The sequence below is a fragment of the Anaerocolumna sp. AGMB13020 genome (assembly GCF_033100115.1).
Lineage (GTDB): Bacteria > Bacillota > Clostridia > Lachnospirales > Lachnospiraceae > Anaerocolumna.
In genome coordinates, this window is sequence record NZ_CP136910.1 from 3,737,486 (window position 1) to 3,759,421 (window position 21,936).

18 protein-coding genes and 1 tRNA gene are annotated in these 21,936 nt (G+C 37.1%); 17 read left to right on the forward strand and 2 right to left on the reverse strand.

Features of this window, described 5'->3' with window-relative positions; all coding sequences use genetic code 11:
* Window positions 1–70 precede the first annotated feature (70 nt).
* Complete coding sequence (locus R2R35_RS15505) at window positions 71–1,993, forward strand: HD domain-containing protein (RefSeq protein ID WP_317730737.1); 1,923 nt, start codon at window positions 71–73, stop codon at window positions 1,991–1,993.
* A 127-nt stretch (window positions 1,994–2,120) separates the two neighbouring features.
* Here the strand turns inward: R2R35_RS15505 and R2R35_RS15510 are convergent, their stop codons facing one another.
* Window positions 2,121–2,900 carry a helix-turn-helix domain-containing protein gene (locus R2R35_RS15510; protein ID WP_317730738.1) on the reverse strand — a complete coding sequence of 260 codons (780 nt, stop codon included), beginning with the start codon at window positions 2,898–2,900 and terminating at the stop codon, window positions 2,121–2,123.
* A 423-nt stretch (window positions 2,901–3,323) separates the two neighbouring features.
* Here R2R35_RS15510 and R2R35_RS15515 point away from each other — a divergent pair, with 423 nt between their 5' ends.
* From R2R35_RS15515 to R2R35_RS15565, 11 genes are all read left to right on the forward strand, one after another.
* Window positions 3,324–4,472, forward strand: a complete 1,149-nt coding sequence (locus R2R35_RS15515; protein WP_317730739.1) for a hypothetical protein — start codon at window positions 3,324–3,326, stop codon at window positions 4,470–4,472.
* 457 nt (window positions 4,473–4,929) lie between these two features.
* Entirely contained in the window at window positions 4,930–5,976 is a 1,047-nt protein-coding gene (locus R2R35_RS15520) for a LacI family DNA-binding transcriptional regulator (protein ID WP_317730740.1), read from the forward strand.
* A gap of 61 nt (window positions 5,977–6,037) precedes the next feature.
* On the forward strand, window positions 6,038–6,952 hold the full coding sequence (locus R2R35_RS15525) for an ABC transporter permease (protein WP_317730741.1): 915 nt from the start codon (window positions 6,038–6,040) through the stop codon (window positions 6,950–6,952).
* 21 nt (window positions 6,953–6,973) lie between these two features.
* Complete coding sequence (locus tag R2R35_RS15530) at window positions 6,974–7,918, forward strand: carbohydrate ABC transporter permease (RefSeq protein ID WP_317730742.1); 945 nt, start codon at window positions 6,974–6,976, stop codon at window positions 7,916–7,918.
* Window positions 7,919–7,970: 52 nt separating this feature from the next.
* Window positions 7,971–9,527, forward strand: a complete 1,557-nt coding sequence (locus R2R35_RS15535) for an ABC transporter substrate-binding protein (RefSeq protein ID WP_317730744.1) — start codon at window positions 7,971–7,973, stop codon at window positions 9,525–9,527.
* A 966-nt stretch (window positions 9,528–10,493) separates the two neighbouring features.
* On the forward strand, window positions 10,494–10,829 hold the full coding sequence (locus tag R2R35_RS15540; protein WP_317730745.1) for a hypothetical protein: 336 nt from the start codon (window positions 10,494–10,496) through the stop codon (window positions 10,827–10,829).
* A 315-nt stretch (window positions 10,830–11,144) separates the two neighbouring features.
* On the forward strand, window positions 11,145–12,344 hold the full coding sequence (locus R2R35_RS15545) for a DUF6273 domain-containing protein (RefSeq protein ID WP_317730746.1): 1,200 nt from the start codon (window positions 11,145–11,147) through the stop codon (window positions 12,342–12,344).
* Between the two features lie 395 nt (window positions 12,345–12,739).
* Window positions 12,740–13,639, forward strand: a complete 900-nt coding sequence (locus R2R35_RS15550) for a LysR family transcriptional regulator (protein WP_317730747.1) — start codon at window positions 12,740–12,742, stop codon at window positions 13,637–13,639.
* Window positions 13,640–13,779: 140 nt separating this feature from the next.
* A complete protein-coding gene (gene motA, locus R2R35_RS15555) occupies window positions 13,780–14,565 on the forward strand; it encodes a flagellar motor stator protein MotA (protein ID WP_317730748.1) in 786 nt (261 codons plus the stop codon).
* 13 nt (window positions 14,566–14,578) lie between these two features.
* Entirely contained in the window at window positions 14,579–15,406 is an 828-nt protein-coding gene (locus R2R35_RS15560; protein ID WP_317730749.1) for a flagellar motor protein MotB, read from the forward strand.
* 475 nt (window positions 15,407–15,881) lie between these two features.
* Window positions 15,882–16,787 carry an AraC family transcriptional regulator gene (locus R2R35_RS15565; RefSeq protein WP_317730750.1) on the forward strand — a complete coding sequence of 302 codons (906 nt, stop codon included), beginning with the start codon at window positions 15,882–15,884 and terminating at the stop codon, window positions 16,785–16,787.
* Window positions 16,788–16,961: 174 nt separating this feature from the next.
* Here R2R35_RS15565 and R2R35_RS15570 read toward each other — a convergent pair.
* Window positions 16,962–17,046: transfer RNA gene (locus tag R2R35_RS15570), tRNA-Leu, on the reverse strand.
* Between the two features lie 210 nt (window positions 17,047–17,256).
* Between R2R35_RS15570 and R2R35_RS15575 the strand changes: the two genes are divergently transcribed.
* The 5 genes from R2R35_RS15575 to R2R35_RS15595 all read left to right on the forward strand — a co-directional run bounded on the left by R2R35_RS15575 (window position 17,257) and on the right by R2R35_RS15595 (window position 21,918).
* Window positions 17,257–18,273 (forward strand): SPFH domain-containing protein, encoded by a 1,017-nt coding sequence (locus R2R35_RS15575; RefSeq protein ID WP_317730751.1) that lies wholly within the window; start codon window positions 17,257–17,259, stop codon window positions 18,271–18,273.
* A 119-nt stretch (window positions 18,274–18,392) separates the two neighbouring features.
* On the forward strand, window positions 18,393–18,581 hold the full coding sequence (locus tag R2R35_RS15580; RefSeq protein ID WP_317734802.1) for an Arc family DNA-binding protein: 189 nt from the start codon (window positions 18,393–18,395) through the stop codon (window positions 18,579–18,581).
* Window positions 18,582–18,905: 324 nt separating this feature from the next.
* Window positions 18,906–20,522: a glycoside hydrolase family 5 protein gene (locus tag R2R35_RS15585; RefSeq protein WP_317730752.1), complete on the forward strand. Its 1,617-nt coding sequence runs from the start codon at window positions 18,906–18,908 to the stop codon at window positions 20,520–20,522.
* 211 nt (window positions 20,523–20,733) lie between these two features.
* Window positions 20,734–20,964 (forward strand): hypothetical protein, encoded by a 231-nt coding sequence (locus R2R35_RS15590; RefSeq protein WP_317730754.1) that lies wholly within the window; start codon window positions 20,734–20,736, stop codon window positions 20,962–20,964.
* Window positions 20,965–21,219: 255 nt separating this feature from the next.
* Window positions 21,220–21,918 (forward strand): SDR family oxidoreductase, encoded by a 699-nt coding sequence (locus R2R35_RS15595; protein ID WP_317730755.1) that lies wholly within the window; start codon window positions 21,220–21,222, stop codon window positions 21,916–21,918.
* Window positions 21,919–21,936: the final 18 nt, after the last annotated feature.

The window sequence follows — 21,936 nt, forward strand, 5'->3', positions numbered from 1 at the left end:
TTGGCTTAAATCAGTGGATTTATCAAGGGAGATACTTTATAATAAATAAAAAAACAGTAGGAGGTTTGACTTGAAAAAAGGAATTTATTTGAACGATTCCATCCATGGAATGATTGCATTGACAGAATATGAAAGAAGAATCGTCTCAACTATTGGTTTTAACCGGCTTCATGACGTGTATCAAAATTCAACGGTATATCTTACCTTTCCAACCAATCGAACCAAACGTTTTGAACATTCTGTTGGAACTATGAAGCTTTGCTCTGACATGTTTTTTCAATCGTTATTAAATACATCGGATACAATGCTAAGAGAATTTTTTGATATCTTTGACAAAGAATATAAGGGAATTCTAGACAAAGTAGGACAACAGAAGGAGCTCTGTGCTGAGAAATTGGGCGGCAGACTTCCAAAGGAGATGCCGCGGATTGAATTGGATAAATTAAGGCATTCTCTCGTACCCAACAACATTCCGGAGCAGAATAAATTTACGCATCTTGTACTTATCCAATCCATCCGTGCAGCAGCGTTGCTGCATGATATAGGGCATCCTCCTTTTAGTCATATCGTGGAATATGCGTTGAAAGATGTTTACCTGGAATACAAGGGTAAAGCAGTCAACGACAAAGAGAATGCAAAAGAATTTGTTGAAATTATGTCCAAATACTTTGAGGGTAATAAGAAATTACACGAACAGATGGGTGATGAGATCAGCGAAGGCATATTGAGCAAGATTATTGCACCGGTTTCAGAAACTGCTGGAAAATATGAGGAGAATCTATATGAACTGCTTGTGTTAGAAAGTGTAAAAAGGATCTTTGGTGAAGAAGGAGCCTTCCGGTATATTCATAGGATTCTTGATTCCAGTTTGGACGGAGACCGTTTGGATTATGCAACGAGAGATGTAATCAATTCGGGAAAGGACTCTGGAAAAATAGAGTATAGCAGAATCATTAATGATATGCAGATGATTGTGGAGAAAGGTGAGATATTTTTCTGTGTTCCCTTAAAAGCGGTAAGTTCTGTAGAGGATTTTGTAAAACGCAGATATAACAGCTATAAAGATATTGTTTATCATCATAGAGTCATTCAATCGGATTATATTCTGGAAGGAATCGTGAAAGATCTTGTGACGAAATATCTGGAAGAAACAGCTTTGGAAAAACGTCGTGATAATGAAGTATTGATACCATTTGATATCTCAGGACTTTGGTTTCCTCTGGGAGATAAGAAATCAGCCATTAAGGCAAATGCACTTTCTCAATGGAATGACTCCTGGCTAACGACTGTATTGAGGCAGATTTATTATACGGAATATTATCATAAGGCAATTGAAGAAGGCAGCAGGGAATTTGTGTTAGCACAACGTCTGGCCGAGTTGCTGCGAAATAGCAAACGGTATCATTCGTTAATTAAGAGAAGTGAGAATTTTAAGATTATCGATGATGCTGTAAAGCTGGAGATAATGAAGCGGAAAGACGAGCTGGAAGAGTTCCTTGGGAAAGAAAAAGAGTTCTCTCGTATGGACAGATTTACGGAGTGTATTTGTCAAATGTTAGACGATACAAGGAAAAATTCTTCGGGTTTCGTTTTATCTTATATTTCGAGATATAAAAAGGATATGAAAATTGAAAGCTTTGAGCAGATAGTAAGTGGAATCGTGAAGGAGGAGACCAACGCCATCGTAACGAATCTTAAGACTTATGATACGGTAACACTATTTAAACGTATTTCCATTGGATTAGATTCGCCAATTTATTTCTATAATCACAAAGAGAAGATTTGTACTTTGAAAGATATCAGCGGGATTGCGGATATTTTACAACTCGATTCAGACTATCTGCCGGTCTTTTATATCTACATTTTAGCCAAAGATGACGAAGGGATATTAAAGGAAAAAAGAGAAGAATTGCTGGGGGCAGTTGGTAAACGAATCGGAGTTGAGATTGTAGAAAGAATTCTTCGGCAGAATGCAATGGAAACTAATCAATAATTGAATGGACCGGATAAAGTTATAAATTCCGTCAGCTTCCAACAAGATGAGCAATAAAAAACACAAAAAAAGAATCAGATTACAAAGGCTATATGCATAAAATCTGATTCTTTTTTTATGAGCTTATTTAATAATAGCAATGCTTGCTGACCTCCTTGGGAGTCCAGCCGGATTTACTCCTGAATTCTTTGTTCATGTGAGATTGATTGCAGTATCCGCTGTTTTGGGCGACTTCAAGAATGCTTTCTTTTTTTAGTCTGTGGGCAGCTCGGTAGAAGCGGCGTATAGACTGGTACTCTTTTAAAGAAAGACCGAGTACAGACAGGAAATCCCGCTGCAGCTGCCTGTAGGATATGGTAAGCTCTGCTGCAATTGCAGAGAAATCACGTTCATTATCGATTTCTTTGGTTGCAAAGGATACGCGCAGCATGGTATTGTTCAAGTAATGGTTCTGCTTTGCTAACGTATGTAAGATAAAGTTTTCTATATTAGGAATCCAGTGCTTTACAGGATGAGGAAAGAGTATCTGACCTAATCGGTAAAAAGGATTTTTAGAGTCCAGTAATATAGCATTCCTGCATATAGCCGGCTTTAAGCCCGTAATAGAATAAAATAATGTAAAATCCAAGTCTATGATAAACATTGCAATATTATAAGCTTTTAAGTAATTTGGCTGTATATTCAGGCCAAAAGCTACAACATCACCTGCTTTTACTTTGAGATTACCATAATGACCGTAACCCTCTATAACAAAAGCAATATGAACAGCAGTATCGGCAGGTGCTGTGATAAAACCGTCATTCAGTTTCCAGTATGAGTAAAGTTTAAGGCCTTTGTCCTGCAAGGCTGATTTTTTTAGTAGCAATGGTTTTTTCATTCCATTCGCCGGTATAAGTGCCGCAGTCATAGATAAACTCCTTTGCTGCCTGAGTAAATATATTATTCCTATAAGAATGAATGATAACTTATTTCTCGCGGATATTCAACAATTTTCGTGAGAAAAAGTATTTATGTAACTAATCTTAACAAAGGGAGTAGATATGTCGTAAATATATTATTTTGCAAAAAAGCGACATTCGCTGATTTCTGGTCATAAAAAAATTTTTTGCTGGAAAAATGGTGAAAAATAGCGGATAACGTGATATTATGTTTCAACATGGTATGACAATAAATTAACAATTTATTGACACTATTTGTGAATTTAAATACTATATAATAGTGCAGGTTAGTAGCCAGCTGGAAATTAAGTCAGATCATACTTGCATAAAGCTGGGCTCTGGCTTATCTTCTGGTAGTTGTTTCAAATGCGTATAATTTGAAAGGGAGTAGAATGAAGACTAAAAAATTGATAAATGTATTCAAGTATGTTTTCTTATTGGCAGTAATTCTGGTGGGTATTACTGTCAATGTCAATTATGCTAAGGCAGCAGATGGTCAGATTAAAGCTGTCACAATTAAAACGGGAAAAGAAGACGTAACAAAAAATGCTTATACCGGTAAATTATTAGCGGAGGGCGATGATGGTTATGTCAGGGGTTCAGTAGTTAAAGTCACAACAGACTGTTCTGGTTTGTTACGTTTTCATTACCAGGGGAACAATTCAGACATAGTTTCCATAAGTGTGTATACAGATGAAGCGCTTACAGACTGCATTGGTTATGCAAGTGTTGATGCTTCCTCCGATGTGGTAAAAACGTTTGGAATGGCTATCCCTAAGGCAGGTACATATTATACAACGATTCAGACCTTTGAAGAATATGATATCGATTACACAATCGCAGCCGATATCTATTCTGCTGATGACGATGTGTTAACAAGCGGTAAGAGTAAGACAGTTACACTATTGAGCAGTAACGATAGCAACTATTATACCATTACCCTAAAAAGCGCCGGAACCGTAAATATATATACAACTTTTGCAAATGGAAATGACTGCTACATAGATGTGGATATCTATCAAAAAGTAAAAGGTAAGATGAAGCTAGTATCAAAAGGAAGCTCCTTAGCCTCTGGCACTGTTGCCGGATTGGCAAAGGGAACCTATTATATTAAGTTATCTAACGGCAGTGACTCCTATTACGCGCTCAAATATAAGTTTACAGCTATTACAGACAAAAGTGGCACATCAAAAGCAAAAGCGGCTTCCCTAAAGATGGGTACTGCATCAAAAGGACTGATACTTACAACGGACAAAAAAGGAAAAGAAGACTGGTATAAGATTACTTTAACAAAAGACCAGGCGGTTGAACTTATATTAACCGGTGACGTATCAGGTGATATAAGCTTATCTTTCTATGACTCTGACAGCGAGCTTTTCGGTAAGTTATACGTTGATGAGTATACTACGGAAGACTCAGGTGTGCCATATGTAAGCACAGGTAAAAGCCAGAAATTGCCGAAGGGAACCTATTATTTAAAGGTTACAAAAGATGGCAGCAGCACTTCTGGTTCATACTCAGTTAAAATGAAGTTAGGATAAAAGAAATAAATGCTACAACATGCACAAGGACCTCGAGCAATCGAGGTCTTTTTTATGTTGCGGGAGAGGAAGGTTTTCGGACATACTGCTCTGGATATAGTGACGAATTTTGTCTAAAACATCTATGCCAATGCCTGTAAATGCTAGTTCGTAGTATGAAAAATGCACATTTTCAGAGGTTTAACGAAAACGTTTGAGTAATTAATGTATTTTTTTAAAAAATACTTGCAAATTATAGTAAAAAGGTATATGATACAAATGTAAAAATACAACAGAGGAGAAAAAAGAGAGAAGTATACATAATGTTTTGTTTATAATTACCTATAATAATTTAGTTAGAGTGTCACATTACACAAATAGAAAAGATATAACACTGATAAAATAAGCATTATTTTTTTGTCCAAGTTAAGAAAACGTTTAAGAAAATAAGGGGACTTTATAGTAAGGAGCTTAGACATTGGTTTCTATAAAAGACATTTCAACACGATGTGGGGTATCTGTAGCAACTGTCAGTAAAGCATTAAATAATCATAAGGATATATCAGCTGCTACAAAAGAAAACATAATAAGAATTGCGAAAGAAATGGATTACTTTCCGAATTCCTCTGCCAGAGCATTAAAGACAAACCGGACTTATAATCTTGGAGTTCTGTTTGTAGATGAGGCTCAGAGTGGTCTGACTCATGAGTACTTTGCCAATGTTTTGGATAGCTTTAAGCAGGAAGCTGAGAGGAAAGGCTATGACATAACGTTTATCAGCCGACACACAGGCCGTATGAATATGACCTATTATGAACATAGCAAATACCGGGGGGTTGACGGAGTAGTTATTGCATGTATCCGTTTTACCGATCCCCAGGTTGCGGAGTTGATTAACGGAGAACTTCCGGTAGTTACCATTGATCATGTATTTGATAACCGGACCGCAATCGTTTCAGACAATGTAAATGGGATGAAGGATTTAATTACATACATTTATGAAATGGGACACAGCAAGATTGCTTATATACACGGAGCCAATTCTTCTGTAACCCAGAACCGGGTGGGAAGTTTTTATAAGACCCTCGGTGAACTTGGTATAACAGTACCGGATGAATATGTTAAGAGTGGTATTTACCATGATCCGGACACGACTGCAGTATTGACCAAGGAGTTGCTGCAGCTTAAGGATAGACCGACTTGCATCGTATTTTCAGATGACTTCTCCTGTATCGGGGGAATTAATGCAATCAAAGAAGCCGGACTTCGAATACCGGAAGATATTTCAATTGCCGGTTATGATGGAATTACCTTATCCCAGGTATTGGTTCCTAAGTTAACAACCTTAAAACAGGATACCGGAGCTCTCGGAAGAATAGCAGCTGAGAAACTCATCGCACTGATAGAAAATCCTAAGGCAGCTATTATTGAACAAGTGATTATTGGAGGGAAGGTATTACCCGGTAATTCTGTAAGTAACCTTAAGGAAGGAAATGATGAAAGAAAGGAAGGAAAGGATAATTAGTAACAAGCAAGAAGGCTAAGAAAGTTTATGACAATTTAAAATTACATAAGGGGGAAAGAAAATGAAAGATTTTTTACATAATACGTGGAAGCATAAAGCTCATCTTGTTATGTGCTTACCTGCAATTCTGGTATTATTTTTATTCAGCTATATGCCGATGGTGGGTCTGGTAATGGCCTTTAAGAAGTTTGATTACAGTCTGGGAATTTGGGGCAGTCCGTGGGTTAACCTGGATAATTTTCAATTCCTGCTGGCTTCCGGAAATACCTTTACCAGGATGACCAGAAATACACTGATGTATTATGCAGTATTTACGGTAATCGGTACTACATTGAATATCGTACTGGCGATTGGAATTGATCAATTTGTATTCAAGCGTATGGGTAAGGCATTTCAGAGTATTATGATTATACCGGTATTCATTTCTTTTGCTGCAGTACAGTTTATTGTATATGCATTTTTCAGCAATAACGGAATGGTAAATAATATTATAGACTTTATGGGTAACGATACAGTTCGCTGGTATACAAGTGCCAAATACTGGCCATTTATCCTAACAACTGTTAAAATATGGAGTTCTGTAGGTTACGGCTCGGTACTTTATATGTCCGTTTTAGCAGGTATCGATCAGGAGATGTATGAGGCAGCACAGATTGATGGTGCTAATAAGTGGAAACAGATCTGGAATATAACACTGCCATCCCTTGTCCCTATGATAACAATTATGCTCTTACTAGGTGTCGGTGGAGTCATGCGTTCTGATACAGGTCTTTTCTATCAGGTGACCAGGAACAGCGGTATCCTGTATGAGACCACGCAGGTTATTGATTCCTATATCTTAAATGCTATCTTAACAACACCTGACTTTGGGTTTACGGCAGCAACAACCTTTTATCAATCCATCATCGGTCTCGTGATGATACTGGTGGCTAATGGAATTGTACGTAAGGCGGCACCGGAAAATGCATTGTTCTAGATTGAATTTGGAGGGAAGTAAATGAGTACTATAGCAGCGAAATCCAATATAGATAATAAAGTTCGCATTCAAGTTAAGAAAAAAAAGGCCGGAGCAGGACAATATATACTGGGAGTGCTATTAGGTATATACACCTTATTCTGTCTGTTGCCTATCATATTAGTATTTGTAATCGCGTTTTCAGATGAAAAGAGTATTGTTTCAAACGGTTTTAGCTATTTCCCGCAAAAATTATCCCTGGAAGGTTTCCGTTATGTATTTAAATACGGTTCCCAGTTGGCTGTTTCTTACGGAGCGACAATTTTTATTACGGTGGTAGGAACTCTTCTGGGACTGCTGGTAATGAGTCTGCTGAGTTACGGCTTGAGCAGAAGGGATTTTCGTTTAAGAAGAGCACTGTCTATTTTTGTTATGATACCTATGTTGTTCTCAGGCGGTCAGCTTGCCAGTTATATCATCTTTACTACAGTATACCATATGAAAGACAGTATCTGGCTGCTTATTCTGCCGCTAATGGTTACGACCATGAATGTTATTATTTTAAGAACCTACATACAGATGAGTATTCCTGATGAGCTTATGGAATCTGCCCGTATAGATGGTGCCAGTGAATACAGAACCTTCTTCCAGATTGTACTGCCTTTGATGAAACCGGCTCTTGCATCCGTGGGCTTTATGATGGCAACAGCTTACTGGAATGACTGGCAGAATGCATTGCTGTACATAACAAGTGAAAGCAAAACGCCGCTGCAGCTTTTATTGGTGCGTATCCAAAGAAGTATAGAGTTCTTATTAAATAATAAAAATGTCACAGGTTCTGCAATGCTTGCAATGCAGCAGAATGTTCCACAGTACTCCTGTATTATGGCTACCGTGATTACCGTAGTCGGACCTATTATGATTGTTTATCCATTCTTCCAGAAGTATTTCGTCAAGGGTCTTACAGTTGGTTCTGTAAAAGGTTGATTTTCATGATGCCAAGCATCTTGAAATATATTAATTATTAAGGGAGGAAAATATGTTAAAAATCAAGGAATTAGGGAAAAAGATTCTTGCAGTAACATTAGCAGCAGCAATGTTAACTGCAACCGGATGCGGTAGCAATAATACAAAAACCACATCCGACAGCGGTAAGAATGAGCCGACCGCAACAGCTGCAGAAACCACACCGGACAGCAGCGGTGATAATACTAGTGATACTGCTATGACTACAATCTCTGTATACAGAGACAGCTTTAATATTGGAGCACCGGATACCAAACAGGTTAAGGCTGTTCAGGATGCTATCAATGCTTACATAGGGGATAAGATCAATGTTCAGATCGAACTCAATGATATCAGTAACAGTGAATACAAAGACAGAGCGAATCTTGCACTGGCAAATAGCGAAATCGACCTTCTTTGGACCGCTAACTGGATTGAAACCATCAGAACCGATGATCTTGTAAAGCAAGGTGCTGTATATGATCTCACAGAGAAGCTTCCCAACTTTGATATCTACAAGGCAATTCCTGAATGGGTATGGGGATCCTCTGCATACAACGGAAAGAATTACTTTATACCTTGTTACAAAGAGTCAGCAGAAGGCTATAACCTGATGTTCCGTAAAGATCTGGTAACCAAATATGGTTGGGATTTATCAACTGTTAAGACTCTAAAAGATATCGAGCCCATGCTTGAGGATTTAAAAGCAGAAGGTCTGAAATATCCTTACCTTACACAGAAAACAGCTATGTTCTTCCGTTACTACCTGAACAAATTTGATTTCTTCAGCCAGGATAGCTTTATTGCTGTAGACAAAGATCAGGATGCGGTAGTAAATACACTTGCATCACCTGAGTACGCAGAATTTGCTACTTTAATGGGTGACTGGGCTGCAAAAGGATACATCAGTGAAGACGATGTAACAAAAGCCACAACAGATACTACTACACAGACACAGGATTGGGGAATTTCCTGGTGGACAGATGTTCCTAATAATGCTGAAGCCAGTACACGTTACAAACAGGACGTAGAGATGGTTAAGATTACAGATAACTGGAAACAGTCCAATACAACCTTAGGTTCCACCTATGCAATCGCTTCTACCTGTACAGATGCAGAAGTAGATGCCTGCCTTAAATTCTTAGGACTCTTATATACAGACACTACTTTAGCTGATCTTTACACCTTTGGTATTGAAGGTACAGATTATACAAGAGAAGATGGCAAAGTTAAGAAGACAGATGCTGGTTTATACAACCACAGCGCTTGGGAATCAACATCTGTAACTGCTCTTTCTCTTGAAGTAGGTGAACCGGATAATAAGGTTGAAATGTATACTACTTTCAATGATGGTGCTAAGAGCTCCATTGCCAATGGTTTCAGATTTGACAAATCAAATGTAGATGCAAAATATGTTGCTTGCCAGCAGATATTCAATGAGTTCGGCTTTACACTTGAAAATGGAGGAATTAGTCCGAAAGAAGTACCTGGTGTAATTGCTGAATACCAGAAAGCTCTTGATGGTGCCGGATTCCAGGATATCTTAAAAGAAGCTCAGGCTCAGTATGAAGAGTGGAAGAAAGTTAGATAATCTTCTGTTAACAATTCAGGTTTACAGCTGTTAACAGGATGTGCATAATGTACTTGAACCCCGGTATAATCACCGTATAGACAGGGCTTCTACACTATGACAGGTTAGTTCATCTTGTAAAGTAATAGTATTAAGGCTTATAGGGTATGATTCTTTGGAATCATACCCTATATTTTATGTACCTGGTTGATGGTAATAATATTTGGTTTCTTTGTACCTGTTAAGCTCAAAAACAATACCTATATCAGGGTAGGAACATGAAAATACATAATATATATGAACAAATAGTCAGAGAGTAAATTGAATTAAATGTAAAGAAGGAGTATAATACAGCTGTAAAATAACATGAACCAAAGTCAGATAGATTTCTGAGTGAAATTTTCAGAGATAACAGAAGTGAAGAAATAAAATGCTTTATAGATAGAAATTCATCTTTAAATACGTTACGACCCAGGAAAGGAGGTAGGAAATAGGAAATAGAAAGGATTTATAAAGGGATTAAGAGATGGAACGATATCTGCCTATATATTTTATCATTAAAAAAATCAAGTACTTAATAAGTAATTAAGTTTCTATATTATCTCATTTATATGATTAGTAATCATATTCTGAGTAATCCTACTGCTAATGGTCAAGAATGTTAAATGTATGCTTCAGACAGTATATAGATTACTTGAGATTAAACAACTGCTTGAGATAGAGGATTGCATGTGATAAACGATTGCATGTGAAAAAAACTGCTAAAATAAAGTATTGCTTAGACTGTAGACAAAGCCCATTATTAAAAGAAGCATTAAATATATGTGTAATAAATAATCAATACTATATTTTTATCCTTTCTCATGGTATCTTTTAATAAATTTGAATTTGTGGAGGAGATTTTCATTGTGAAAATAGGAGTAATACAAGCAAGTTCTCAAACATCTAAGAATAAGATTCTATATGACTTAACAAAGGAGACGGCGAATGCCAGATGAGGTAGTTAATTTTGGGTGCTTTGAAGAGGAAAAAGAAATATATTCATATGTTGAAATATCAGTAGAAATAGGGCTATTGCTGACAAGTAAAGCAGTGGATTTTATTGTAACAGGTTATCCTATTCAAGATGCGCAAAGGAAGATGGAAGATACAAAATTACTGAAATCAATTAATTCATTATCAAGAATATCAATGGTTGATATACTAAATGGACTAGATGAAAAGTTCTGTAGTAAAATTATAGAAAAACAGAATGTTGTAGATTATATTTTAAATTATGGGGTAGAAGAAGACATTGTTCAATGGTTAAAAAATAAAAGATAAGTTTCAATTTAATAACATAGATTTACGAAAGGCACACAGAAACACTCGTGCCTTTAGTCTGTATAAATAATCTGTTTTTGCATAATCCAATTCAAAAATTAATATGTATACAGTCTGAGCAATACTTAAGTATTGCTTCTTATGAAAAGAAAATAATGATTAACAGAAAAAAAGAGTTGATAAATTCATCGACTAAAATTGAGTAAAAGGACAATATTCAGCTGAACTTAAGTACATTTATTGTAGGGTTATAATTTCTATGACTGACAATAGTGTTCTCATGACAGCTCAGCTAATATAGAATGGGTTTCGTATATGAAAAAAGAAAAACCAAAGGTAATTGAGAAAGATACAGACCAAATATATGAGGAATTGATCAATCTGATGCAAAGCACTCAGTGTATGACAATAACTGCATCAAAGGTTGAAATGTATAAGAATATTGCAGAACAGTTTGCAGAGCTGAAAAATTTTCAGGAATCGGAAGCTTATGCTGAGAAAAGCAGACAGCTGGCCCAGGAGACTGAGAAGGAATTAAAAAAACTGGCATATGAAAAAGCACAGTTGAGCATGGAGAAAGCAAGGAGTGTAGCTGAGTATAAGACGGCAGCAGAGGGGTTTAAAAAAGCCAGTGGTTATATGAATGCCGATACACTGGCAGTACAATGCGAAGAATTAAGTACAAGGATTGAAAATAAAAGTATAAAGAAGAACCTGGTTCAAAAAATTAGTATAATAGCAGGTATCTTAATTTTGGTTTTGATTTCTCTTCTTCCTTTCAGCAGATATTATGCGGCAAATACTCTTATGCTTTTGAGAGCTTATCCGGCGGCAGCGAAGGTATATGATAAATTAGGCGATTATAAGGACAGCGAAGCAAAATGGAAGAAAAGTCAATATATGATTGGACAGAAACTGTATAAGGAAGAGGATTACAAAGGTGCAGCCAAAGCATTTTCTTCCGCAGATAATTATAAGGACAGTGAAGAGATGGAAGTATCCATGATCAAGCGGATACTGCGAAATGGGGAACCCGGTAATACCGTTATGATAGGTGGTTATAACTGGATTCTCTTGAATAAAGCAGAAGATAAGGCCTTGCTTATAAAGAAAGTTGCACTGGAAAAAAGAGCATACAATACAGAAGATGTTTCGATAACCTGGGAAAATTCCTCACTTCGCCAGTTCCTGAATGAGGAATTTCTGCTTCAGACCTTTTCAGAGAGTGAAAGGGATAATATACTTCAAAATAATATAGAAAACAGCAAATCGATGTATGGAACTGACGGAGGAAACAATACCCTGGATTCTATCTTTCTGCTAAGTGCCACGGAAGCTAAGGAGTATCAGGCTTTTCTAAAAGGCTTTAAAAATAGCAGCTGGCTGCGTTCCCCTGGCTATTCACAAAACAGCGCGGCGTTTATGACAGAGAAAGGGACAGTAATGGACTATGGTTATCTGGTATCTTCAGAAGAGTTCACTGTACATCCTGTGCTTTGGTTTAATATAAAATAGGAATTGTAATAAGATTATGAGATAAATAAACAATGAGAGGGACAAACAATGGGTGACAGCTTTTCTAAAAAATTTAGAGAAAAGCTATCACCTTTATGTTATAAAACGATATATTTATACAAGAATAATTTTGGGTAAAGTTATATTGAATGATATATTGAAACGTACATATCGCCAGATAGTTCTAAATTCAGCTAATCCGATATAAAGCAATGAAGTAAGAAGATTAATATCGAACCTAACTCACCAGAACCGAGGAAAATAATATAGGAATTGTAGCGGAATAGGCAGAGAGTGTATTTATTTCGTTATGTCAATGTGTTATCATTGATATGACAGGAACGTTAATTTTGCAATACAATGTCCGCAGAACCATTAACGGAGGAAGAACATTAATGAATTTAATAAAACTGGAATATTTTATTGCAGTCGCAAAAGATAAAAGCTTTACAAAAGCAGCGCAGAAATGCCATGTAGCCCAACCTGCAATCAGCCAGCAGATAAAATCGCTGGAACAGGATCTGGGGTTTGAGTTGATTGACAGGAGTACAAAGCAGTTCAGGCTTACGGAGGCAGGACAGGCACTCTATAAAGATGGTATCAAACTTCTCAATGAATTCACATATACTGTAGATAAATGCCGTGATATCTCACATAATTTTTCAGGAACCTTAAGAATTGGAGTTACCGGTTGGGATGAGACTTCCTATTTAATAGAACTAGTAGAAAAATTAAATAAAAAGTACCCCAATATAAGTGTTATTTTTAAAAGAGTTAAGGTAAGTGCAATTACTGCCGATTTATTAAATAGGGAGTATGACTGTACCCTGACAATACCGTATGAATTTATAGATCATAATGAAATCGGATATTTGAATTTTGCACAATGCAAGGCATATGCTCTGGTTCATAAAAGCAATCCGCTTTCCGGGAAAGAAATCCTTACAGGAGAAGAAATATCCTCACAGAACTGTATCGTATTAAATTTTATTGGTATGGAGAAAAGTAAGGAGCATTTGCTTGCTTTTTTTAATGAAATTGGGATCATGCCAGCTAAAATTACGAATGTAGAGGATAAGGATATCATGAACATCTATGTGGGAATGAACCAGGGAATTGCTTTAGTGCCGGAATGCTGTGAAATTAACAGCCTGGAGGTAGTCAAAATACCTATAGAAGGGCAGCTTCAATATATCGATATGAGTGTGGTATATAATAGATTTAATGAAAATCCCTGTTTAAAATATTTCTTGGAGGTGGCTGACAATGTATGGGACAACAACATAAGTAATTAATATGAGGGTATAAGAAATTTATATTAGACAGGTATCTGATACGAGATTTAGAATACATGATGAGGCTCTTTAACAATTTTCGACAAAAAAAGAATCTCAGCACATAAGAATGTTAATAAACGGAAGGTGGGCCAAGCCTAATGGAAATAACGACAATTTTAGGTATAATAATAGGATTTATAGCCGTAATAGGAGCGATGATATTTAAACATATCAACTTCGCAGTTTTATTAAATCCTGCAGCGTTCTTCGTAATTATCGTTGGTACAGTTGCTACAATATTGAATTCCTTTCCGGGGAGCAACCTTAAAAGTTTAGGAGCACTGTTTAAAATTCTCTTCACGAAGAAAAAGGGAATGACGGAAGTAGAAATCATCAAATTAATTGTAGAATTGTCCAATGTAGCTAGAAAAGAGGGACTTTTGGCCCTGGAAGGTAAAATAAGTGAGATAGAAGATCCTTTTATCAAAAAGGGTCTTAGACTGGTCATAGATGGTATGGATCAGGAATTGATCGTTGATATCCTTGATTCCGAAATAACGGCCATGGAAGCCAGACATGAGTTAAATGCAAGTATTTTCTCTTCGGCAGGTATGTATGCGCCGACCTTGGGAGTTTTAGGTGCTGTATTTGGTCTGATTGCGGCCATGTCACATATTAATGATACAGATGCAATGGCAGAAGCCATATCCGCTGCTTTTATCGCTACGATTCTTGGTATCTTTACTGGATATGTATTATGGAACCCATTTGCAAAGAAATTGAGAGTAAAGAGCCAGCAAGAAGCTTTACTCAAGAATATGGCTATTGAAGGAATCTTATCCTTACAAAAGGGTGAGTCTCCCATGATGGTACAGGAAAAATTATTATCTGTACTTCCATATAGTAAGCAGGAGAAAATTCTTGAGGAGTTAAATCTGGAATAAGGAGGCGGGCTATATGGCTAGGAAGAAAAAACATAAACACCACGGGGAAGAAGAAGGCGGAGAAGCCTGGCTCCTTCCGTATTCAGATCTGATGACGCTGTTATTGGCTGTTTTTATTGTTTTATTTGCTGTTAGTAAGATTAACCAGTCCAAAGCGGATGCATTGGCAGAAGCCTTTCAAGGTATGATGACCCAGGAACAGTCTGCCATTCCTTATAAAGGAGATTCTGTTATAAAGCCAATTGTCAACCCTGACGGAACAACCCAGGGAGGAGAATCCGGTCAGGAAAACACCGGAGTCTCAAGAGAAGAGCTGGAACAGTATCTTGGGGAAGATGAATTGGATAATATGGAAGAATTAAAAGATAATCTGGATCATGATTTTGAAGAGGCGGAGATGGAAGATTCCATATCAACCAGTATAGATCAGCGTGGTCTTGTTATTACGCTTAACAATGCTATTCTTTTTGATTCCGGCAGTGCAGAAATAAAACCTCAATATCAGGAATCCCTGATTAAGATAGGAAATTTAATCAATAAGGTGAATAATCATATACGTGTTGAGGGGCATACGGACAGCCGTCCTATTGTAACCAGCGTATATCCCTCAAACTGGGAATTATCAACAGCCAGAGCATCAAGAGTAGTACGTTTGTTTGTTTCCGAATGCGGTATATCGACTAAAAAAATAGTAGCAGTAGGATATGGTGAAAACAAACCTGTTGCCGATAACGATACAGAAGCAGGCAGGAAAAAGAACAGGCGTATTGATATTATTATTTTGGGTGAGAGATATAATCAGTTGGAAGAACAGTATCCGGTTGGGAACATAAATAATTAAGAGTTGAATCCTATACTTAAATTTACGAAGGACAGTTTTGTGGAAAGTATTTCGCAAAACTGTCCTTTAAATTAGTGAAAAGCAAGAGTGCATTCACATCATCTTTCAGGTAGGGAGATACCATTAGCATTGGTAATGTTATATTTTGTAGAAGTTCCCATACGTTCCATCATTAAACGTTTATTTACATGCAGATTTTTAGTTATAATGTTGGATCTCGTATCATCTTCAAAACGATACCTAATATTTTAGAAAGGCTTATAAAGAGATGGAATCAAAATTGACGTTTTATAATCTAAGGATAGTTAAGTATATCAATATATGGTTGGTAATCTAACTTCAATATAGTATAATGAATTCACTATAAATCAAAGGTGTAGCAGAATATTTCTATTATACTGAATGAAACTGTGCATAAAAAGTTGCCATTAAGAAATTCGATAATGTTATACTTTAATTGAAAGGAGGGGATTATATGGAATGGTTAACGAAAATGAATGAGGCTCTTAACTATATTGAAAATAATCTAACGGAGGATATTGATTTTTCGATAGTAGCCCAAAAAGCTTGTTGTTCATCATATAATTTTCAAAGAATGTTCTCTTTTATTACTGATGTGCCATTAGCCGAATATATACGAAGAAGACGCTTAACACAAGCGGCATTAGAATTACAAAATTCTAATGCTAAAGTAATAGATGTAGCTTTGAAATATGGGTATGACTCTCCGGTTTCTTTTTCCAGAGCTTTTACCAATATCCATGGCATTACACCTAGTGAAGCTAAACAATCAGGCGTCGAATTGAAAGCTTATTCCAAAATCTCCTTCCAAATTTCAATTAAAGGAGAGAAAGAAATGAATTACAGAATTGAAACGAAAGAAGCTTTTGATGTTTTTGGAATCGAAACAGTTGTATCTTTATCAGGAGAAGATGGTTTTGTAGGCCCAGCTGAATTATGGCAGCAATCACATCAAAATGGTGATTACGAAAGTTTATTTAATGCATCAGGGGATTTACCAAAATTTATTTCACCGGATTTATGTAAGATCCATGGTGTTGAAAATTACCGAAAAACAGAAGGGAATACTTTCCCATATATGTTATGTGCCTTTGTTTCGGAAAGTTCTAAAACAGATAGTTATATAATTCAACATATACCCTCACAGACATATGCTATATTTCCATCTGAAAAATTTAAGTGGGATGAAGATTTCAATGGAGTTTTGAGAAATCTTCAAAAAAGATTCTACTCAGAATGGCTACCTACTGCCAACTATGAAAGAGTTGCTGGAGCAAATTTTGAGATATATGGTGGGGATATGGAATATGGTTACATTGAATTATGGTTTCCTGTTAAGCAAATTAACGTTACGAAATGAGCAAAACACGATGCAATTTTTATAATGAAGAAGTATCCTTTTGTGTTCGCCAAGCTACTGATAGAAAGAATATGTGATATATATTACTTATCTTTTCCTCGTTGCATTCTATGTACAAAAAATCAAGGGTTCCGGAGTTTTGATAAACTCCGGAACCCTTGATTTTTTCATTAATGCAGTTGAGGGGACTTGAACCCCTACCCACGTTAAGCGGACTAGAACCTGAATCTAGCGCGTATGCCAATTCCGCCACAACTGCAAAGCCAACGTATTTATTTTACTACTTTTTGTCCAAAAGTCAAGCAAAAAATACTTCTTTTTTGAAAAAATTAAAATTATTTAAAAAACCCAGATAATATAGTGAATTTCTTTCATAAATTTTCCGTTCTATATATTGACAGAAATACATTATGATGCTATTATGATATCATATTGATATCACATTAATATTTCAAATGGAGGAACTCGTATGGATAATGAAGCTGGTTTCAAATTAAACAACATTGAAGAGAAAGAAATAAAACCTTTAGGTGGAGGACTTATACTCCTTCTTGTACTCATAGGTTTTGGCGTTTCGGTTTGGGCTATCGTTGCCGGAGCCATTTCACTTAGCAAAGATGATAACGTAATAGGTGCAGTCCTGTTAACCGGGGGCATTTTATTGGTAGTAGTACTGTCTATTATGTTAAATGGATTCCACATACTCAATCCGAATGAAGCACTGGTATTAACACTGTTTGGTAAATACTATGGTACGATTAAAAAAGAAGGCTTCTATTATACCAACCCCTTTGCAGGAGCAATTAACCCTGCGAAATCTGCAACAGCCAGTGCAGCAGTACCTGCGGCCTATGGTGCTGCAACGACTGCTGTAGCGGCACAGCAGACCGCTGGAAAGAAGATATCTACAAAGACATTAACCTTTAGTAACGAAAGACAAAAAGTAAATGATGTACTTGGTAATCCTATTATCATTGGTGCTGTTGTAATCTGGAGAGTTGCTGACCCTACAAAAGCAGTATTTAACGTTGATAACTATAATACCTTTTTAGCAATTCAATGTGATTCTACAATTCGTAATGTAGCAAGATTATATCCTTACGATACCATGGAAAATGATGCGGATGAGAAGACCCTTAGAGGCAGCAGCCAGGAAATCGCGGATAGTATGAGGGTTGAATTACAGCAGAGAGTCAGTGAAGCAGGTCTTGAAATCAAAGAAGTAAGAATTACCCACCTTTCCTATTCAGAAGAAATTGCTGCTGCCATGCTCCAGAGACAGCAGGCTGTTGCAGTTATTGCTGCAAGGCAGAAAATTGTTGAAGGTGCAGTCAGTATGGTAAAGATGGCAATCGATCAGTTGGGACAGGAAGAAATTGTTATACTGGATGATGAGAGAAAAGCTGCTATGGTAAGTAATCTGCTGGTAGTGCTTTGCGGTAACAAAGATGCACAGCCAATAGTAAACAGCGGCTCCATTTACTAATTCTTTAGAAAGGTATCAGAATGGGAGATATAAATGAGAATAACATAAGTAGGTTGGTGGGAGATAATGTAACACACAAAGAAGAGGAGCTTAAGAAGAGGCTTGAAAAAATAAAAGAAATGGAACAGGAAGTACTCCAGAAGGAAAAGGTTCTCAAGGACAAGGAAAAATCTAAAAAACAGATTTTACTAAGATTATCACCCTCGCTGTGGAATGAGCTGGCTGCCTGGGCAGAAGATGATTACCGTTCAATAAACGGCCAGATTGAATATCTTCTCGCAGAGTGTGTACGAAAACGAAAAGGCTGATATATAGAATAGATAAACTGCTGTCTTTAAAAAAGGACAGCAGTTTTTTCTATTGCAGCGAAGAAACACAAAATTTCGAAACACAGGGTATTATTTTAGCAGAAGCATAAAACCACATTAATAAAACTCTTTCATAGATATGGATGGTCCGAAAACGAAAATTGTGCAAATTACATAAAAAGAACATCTGAAATGTTGATATAAGGTACTTTGTGTGATAAAATAAATAAAAACGTTTTCAATAAGTTTATAAAGCCTAATAAAATAATATCAAATAGTAAAATAACGAAGTAAGTAAATCAGCAGAAAGATTGGAGGATTACAATGAGGAAAAATGAAGTGAAGGGATTTTTGGATACAGAGGGTACAAGAATAATAAATGAAGAGAGAGAGACGGTGATATTAAAAGGCTGGGGGCTGGGTAATTGGCTGCTTTGTGAAGGCTATATGTGGAAAGCCAGATCAAATGAGCGCTTTGACAGGCCAAGGAGAATAGAAGCTGTAATAACAGAACTTACTGGTTCGGAATACGCAGAATCCTTCTGGAAACGTTTCAGAGATAATTACATAACCGAAGCAGATATCAGCTATATGAAAGAACTGGGATACAATTCAGTTCGAATACCAATAAATTCCAGACTTTTTTTAAAAGAAGATATTGGACTCAGATGGGTGGAGGAGGGTTTTGAGCTTCTGGACAGAGTGATAAACTGGTGTGAAAAATATGAACTCTATGCCTTTATCGATCTTCACGGCGCGCCGGGAGGACAAACCGGTGCTAATATTGATGACAGTCTTGATGATATGCCAAGGCTTCTTCTGGATGATGATTGTTTTGAAAAGGGGATTCAGTTATGGAAACGCCTGGCCGAAAGATATGCTGACAGATGGATTGTGGGTGGTTATGATCTGCTAAATGAGCCCCTCCGACCAAAGAGAACAGAGAGGGATACGGAGCTGGAGTATCTGGTACCAAGATTATGCGAATTTTATGAAAAAGCAATCGAGGAAATCAGAAAAGTGGATCAAAAGCATATAATCAGTATCGAAGGACACCACTGGGCAACATCGACGGAGGTGTTCTGCAAAAAATACGATCCCAAAATGATTATCCATTTCCATCGGTATGCTTGTATGCCGGATATAGCTTGCTATAGAGATTTTATACAGCTATCCAAAAGGTGGGAGGCACCGCTCTGGCTGGGTGAGACCGGTGAAAATACCATTGAATGGTTTACTGCCATGTATCCTTTAGCAGAGGAGCTTGGAATAGGATATAATATTTGGCCTTGGAAGAAAATGGAGTGTAGCAATTCTCCTTGCTCCGTGGTGATGCCAAAGGACTGGGAGCTTTTGCTTGCTTATACAGAAGGCGGAAAACACCCGGGATATGAGAAAGCAAGAGAAATACTAGAAGAATATTTACATAACATGCTATTTGAGAACTGCAAGCTTGACAAACGAGTATCTGCAGCAGTTCAGCGGGAACCAGGCTGTATTATAAGAGGCACTGATTTTGATGAGCTGCCTGGAAAAGGAATTTCTTATTCCGGCTTAAGGGAAGAGGAGAATATCTTCCGCTACCGATTGGGTACAGGAATGCAGATAGTCGAAAAACAGAAAGACTACAAAAGGAAATTTGTTTTTGACTGTGGTTTTCAACGGTTGGTTCTCGCCTTGAAAGCGGATGAATTTGCAAACTATTCTCTGAATAATGCAAAGGAAGGAACAAAGATCGAGTTATCCTTTCATAACACAGAAGAGGTTGTCTTTGAAGTGCTGCAGGATGGAGAAAGGCTTCATCTGGTTGAGATAACCGGTACAGGTGATTATAGGTTGTCAGAAGTGATGGCTCTCAGGGAAAAAGAGCACACGGTACTAACCCTTAAGGTCTTAAAAGGGAGTATGGAGCTGGAATCGATTATAACATATGCGAATTAGAACGAAGATTATTCCATATGATTACAGTTGTATGCTTAATCGATTATAACATATGCCAATTAGAACGTGAAAAGGAATAAGGGAAAGAGGCCCTGTAGATAATAAATTTGGTTGCTGGTATAATTGTCATTGCTTTTTCAAAGCAATAGATTTATAAATAGTAATAGACAAGGGCTTTGTCCGCTATTTTACCAGAAGGAGAATAATAATTATGATGAATCCGATGAAACTTATGAAATTAAAGAAAGCCTGGGAAACCTTTACCGGTAATCATCCCAAGTTCCCGAAATTTATAGAAGCTATTCAGAATAAGGGGTTGCAGGAGGGAACAGTAATTGAAATAATCGTTACCACACCTAACGGGGAGAATATAAGCTCGAATGTTAAACTTACAGCTTCTGATATGGCATTGTTATCTGAACTGAAAGATTTATCCATGTAATAGAAACTGTTGTTGCTGTCAAAAGCTTGCTGCAAGCTGTAGTCCTATTGCTTTTACTTGTGTGAGGGTAAAGCAATGGGGCTTCTTTCGTTATTCATGATTAGCCCCTCTTTGTATTTTTTACAGTATCCCAAGAGGAAAAGCTTCCTAAAGAATCTTAGCCATTTGATGTAGAAAGTTATATCAGCTTCGGTCCTTACTGGACAAAATGCTCTTCTACCAATTATAATAAGCAAAACAGAAGGAGGTCGTTATATGAATGTACTAATAACAGGTGCGACCAGGGGACTTGGCTTCTTCCTGGCGAAAAGATATCTGGAGACCGGTAATAAGGTCTTTGCAGGAACCAGACAGGGAAATAAGGAAGAACTGCTTGCTTTAAAAGAAATATATGACGAGAATCTTGCACTCATTACACTGGAAGTAGACAGTACGGCTTCTGTAAATGAAGCAGCAGCTGCTGTAAAAAAGCTGACAGACCATGTAGACATCCTTATAAACAGTGCTGCCATTCATGCTGACAGTTCTTTTGATATTTTGGAAGAGACCGATTTGGATGATTGTCTGCCTGTCTATAATATTAACGCTGTTGGACCCTTAAGAGTTGTTAAGGCATTTCTTCCGCTCTTAAAGAAGAGCGACGGTGCTGTGATCTATAATATCTCTTCGGAAAGCGGCAGTATCGGTATGGCAAAACGTGTGAAGGAATTTGATTACTGTATGTCAAAGGCGGCCCTTAATATGGCTGTAAAGCTTTTGTCCAACTATCTGAAAGAAGATAAGATTCCAGTTTATGCTGTTCAACCCGGCTGGATGAGAACCGACATGGGAGGCCCGAATGCTGATCTGGATCCTTATGAAACAGCGGATAAGCTTATAAAACTATTTGCCTCCTTAACATCTGGCAGTGCGGGAATATTTGTGGATAATGAAGGCAATGTACTGCCCTGGTAAGGTTTTCTATCGGCAAAT

Bases quoted from the DNA above. Each gene is read 5' to 3' on its own strand.
- R2R35_RS15510 (WP_317730738.1), bottom strand. From the start codon at position 2,900: ATGACTGCGGCACTTATACCGGCGAATGGAATGAAAAAACCATTGCTA.
- R2R35_RS15515 (WP_317730739.1), top strand. From the start codon at position 3,324: ATGAAGACTAAAAAATTGATAAATGTATTCAAGTATGTTTTCTTATTG.
- R2R35_RS15525 (WP_317730741.1), top strand. From the start codon at position 6,038: ATGAAAGATTTTTTACATAATACGTGGAAGCATAAAGCTCATCTTGTT.
- R2R35_RS15530 (WP_317730742.1), top strand. From the start codon at position 6,974: ATGAGTACTATAGCAGCGAAATCCAATATAGATAATAAAGTTCGCATT.
- R2R35_RS15535 (WP_317730744.1), top strand. From the start codon at position 7,971: ATGTTAAAAATCAAGGAATTAGGGAAAAAGATTCTTGCAGTAACATTA.
- R2R35_RS15540 (WP_317730745.1), top strand. From the start codon at position 10,494: ATGCCAGATGAGGTAGTTAATTTTGGGTGCTTTGAAGAGGAAAAAGAA.
- R2R35_RS15545 (WP_317730746.1), top strand. From the start codon at position 11,145: ATGAAAAAAGAAAAACCAAAGGTAATTGAGAAAGATACAGACCAAATA.
- R2R35_RS15550 (WP_317730747.1), top strand. From the start codon at position 12,740: ATGAATTTAATAAAACTGGAATATTTTATTGCAGTCGCAAAAGATAAA.
- motA (WP_317730748.1), top strand. From the start codon at position 13,780: ATGGAAATAACGACAATTTTAGGTATAATAATAGGATTTATAGCCGTA.
- R2R35_RS15560 (WP_317730749.1), top strand. From the start codon at position 14,579: ATGGCTAGGAAGAAAAAACATAAACACCACGGGGAAGAAGAAGGCGGA.
- R2R35_RS15565 (WP_317730750.1), top strand. From the start codon at position 15,882: ATGGAATGGTTAACGAAAATGAATGAGGCTCTTAACTATATTGAAAAT.
- R2R35_RS15575 (WP_317730751.1), top strand. From the start codon at position 17,257: ATGGATAATGAAGCTGGTTTCAAATTAAACAACATTGAAGAGAAAGAA.
- R2R35_RS15580 (WP_317734802.1), top strand. From the start codon at position 18,393: ATGGAACAGGAAGTACTCCAGAAGGAAAAGGTTCTCAAGGACAAGGAA.
- R2R35_RS15585 (WP_317730752.1), top strand. From the start codon at position 18,906: ATGAGGAAAAATGAAGTGAAGGGATTTTTGGATACAGAGGGTACAAGA.
- R2R35_RS15590 (WP_317730754.1), top strand. From the start codon at position 20,734: ATGATGAATCCGATGAAACTTATGAAATTAAAGAAAGCCTGGGAAACC.
- R2R35_RS15595 (WP_317730755.1), top strand. From the start codon at position 21,220: ATGAATGTACTAATAACAGGTGCGACCAGGGGACTTGGCTTCTTCCTG.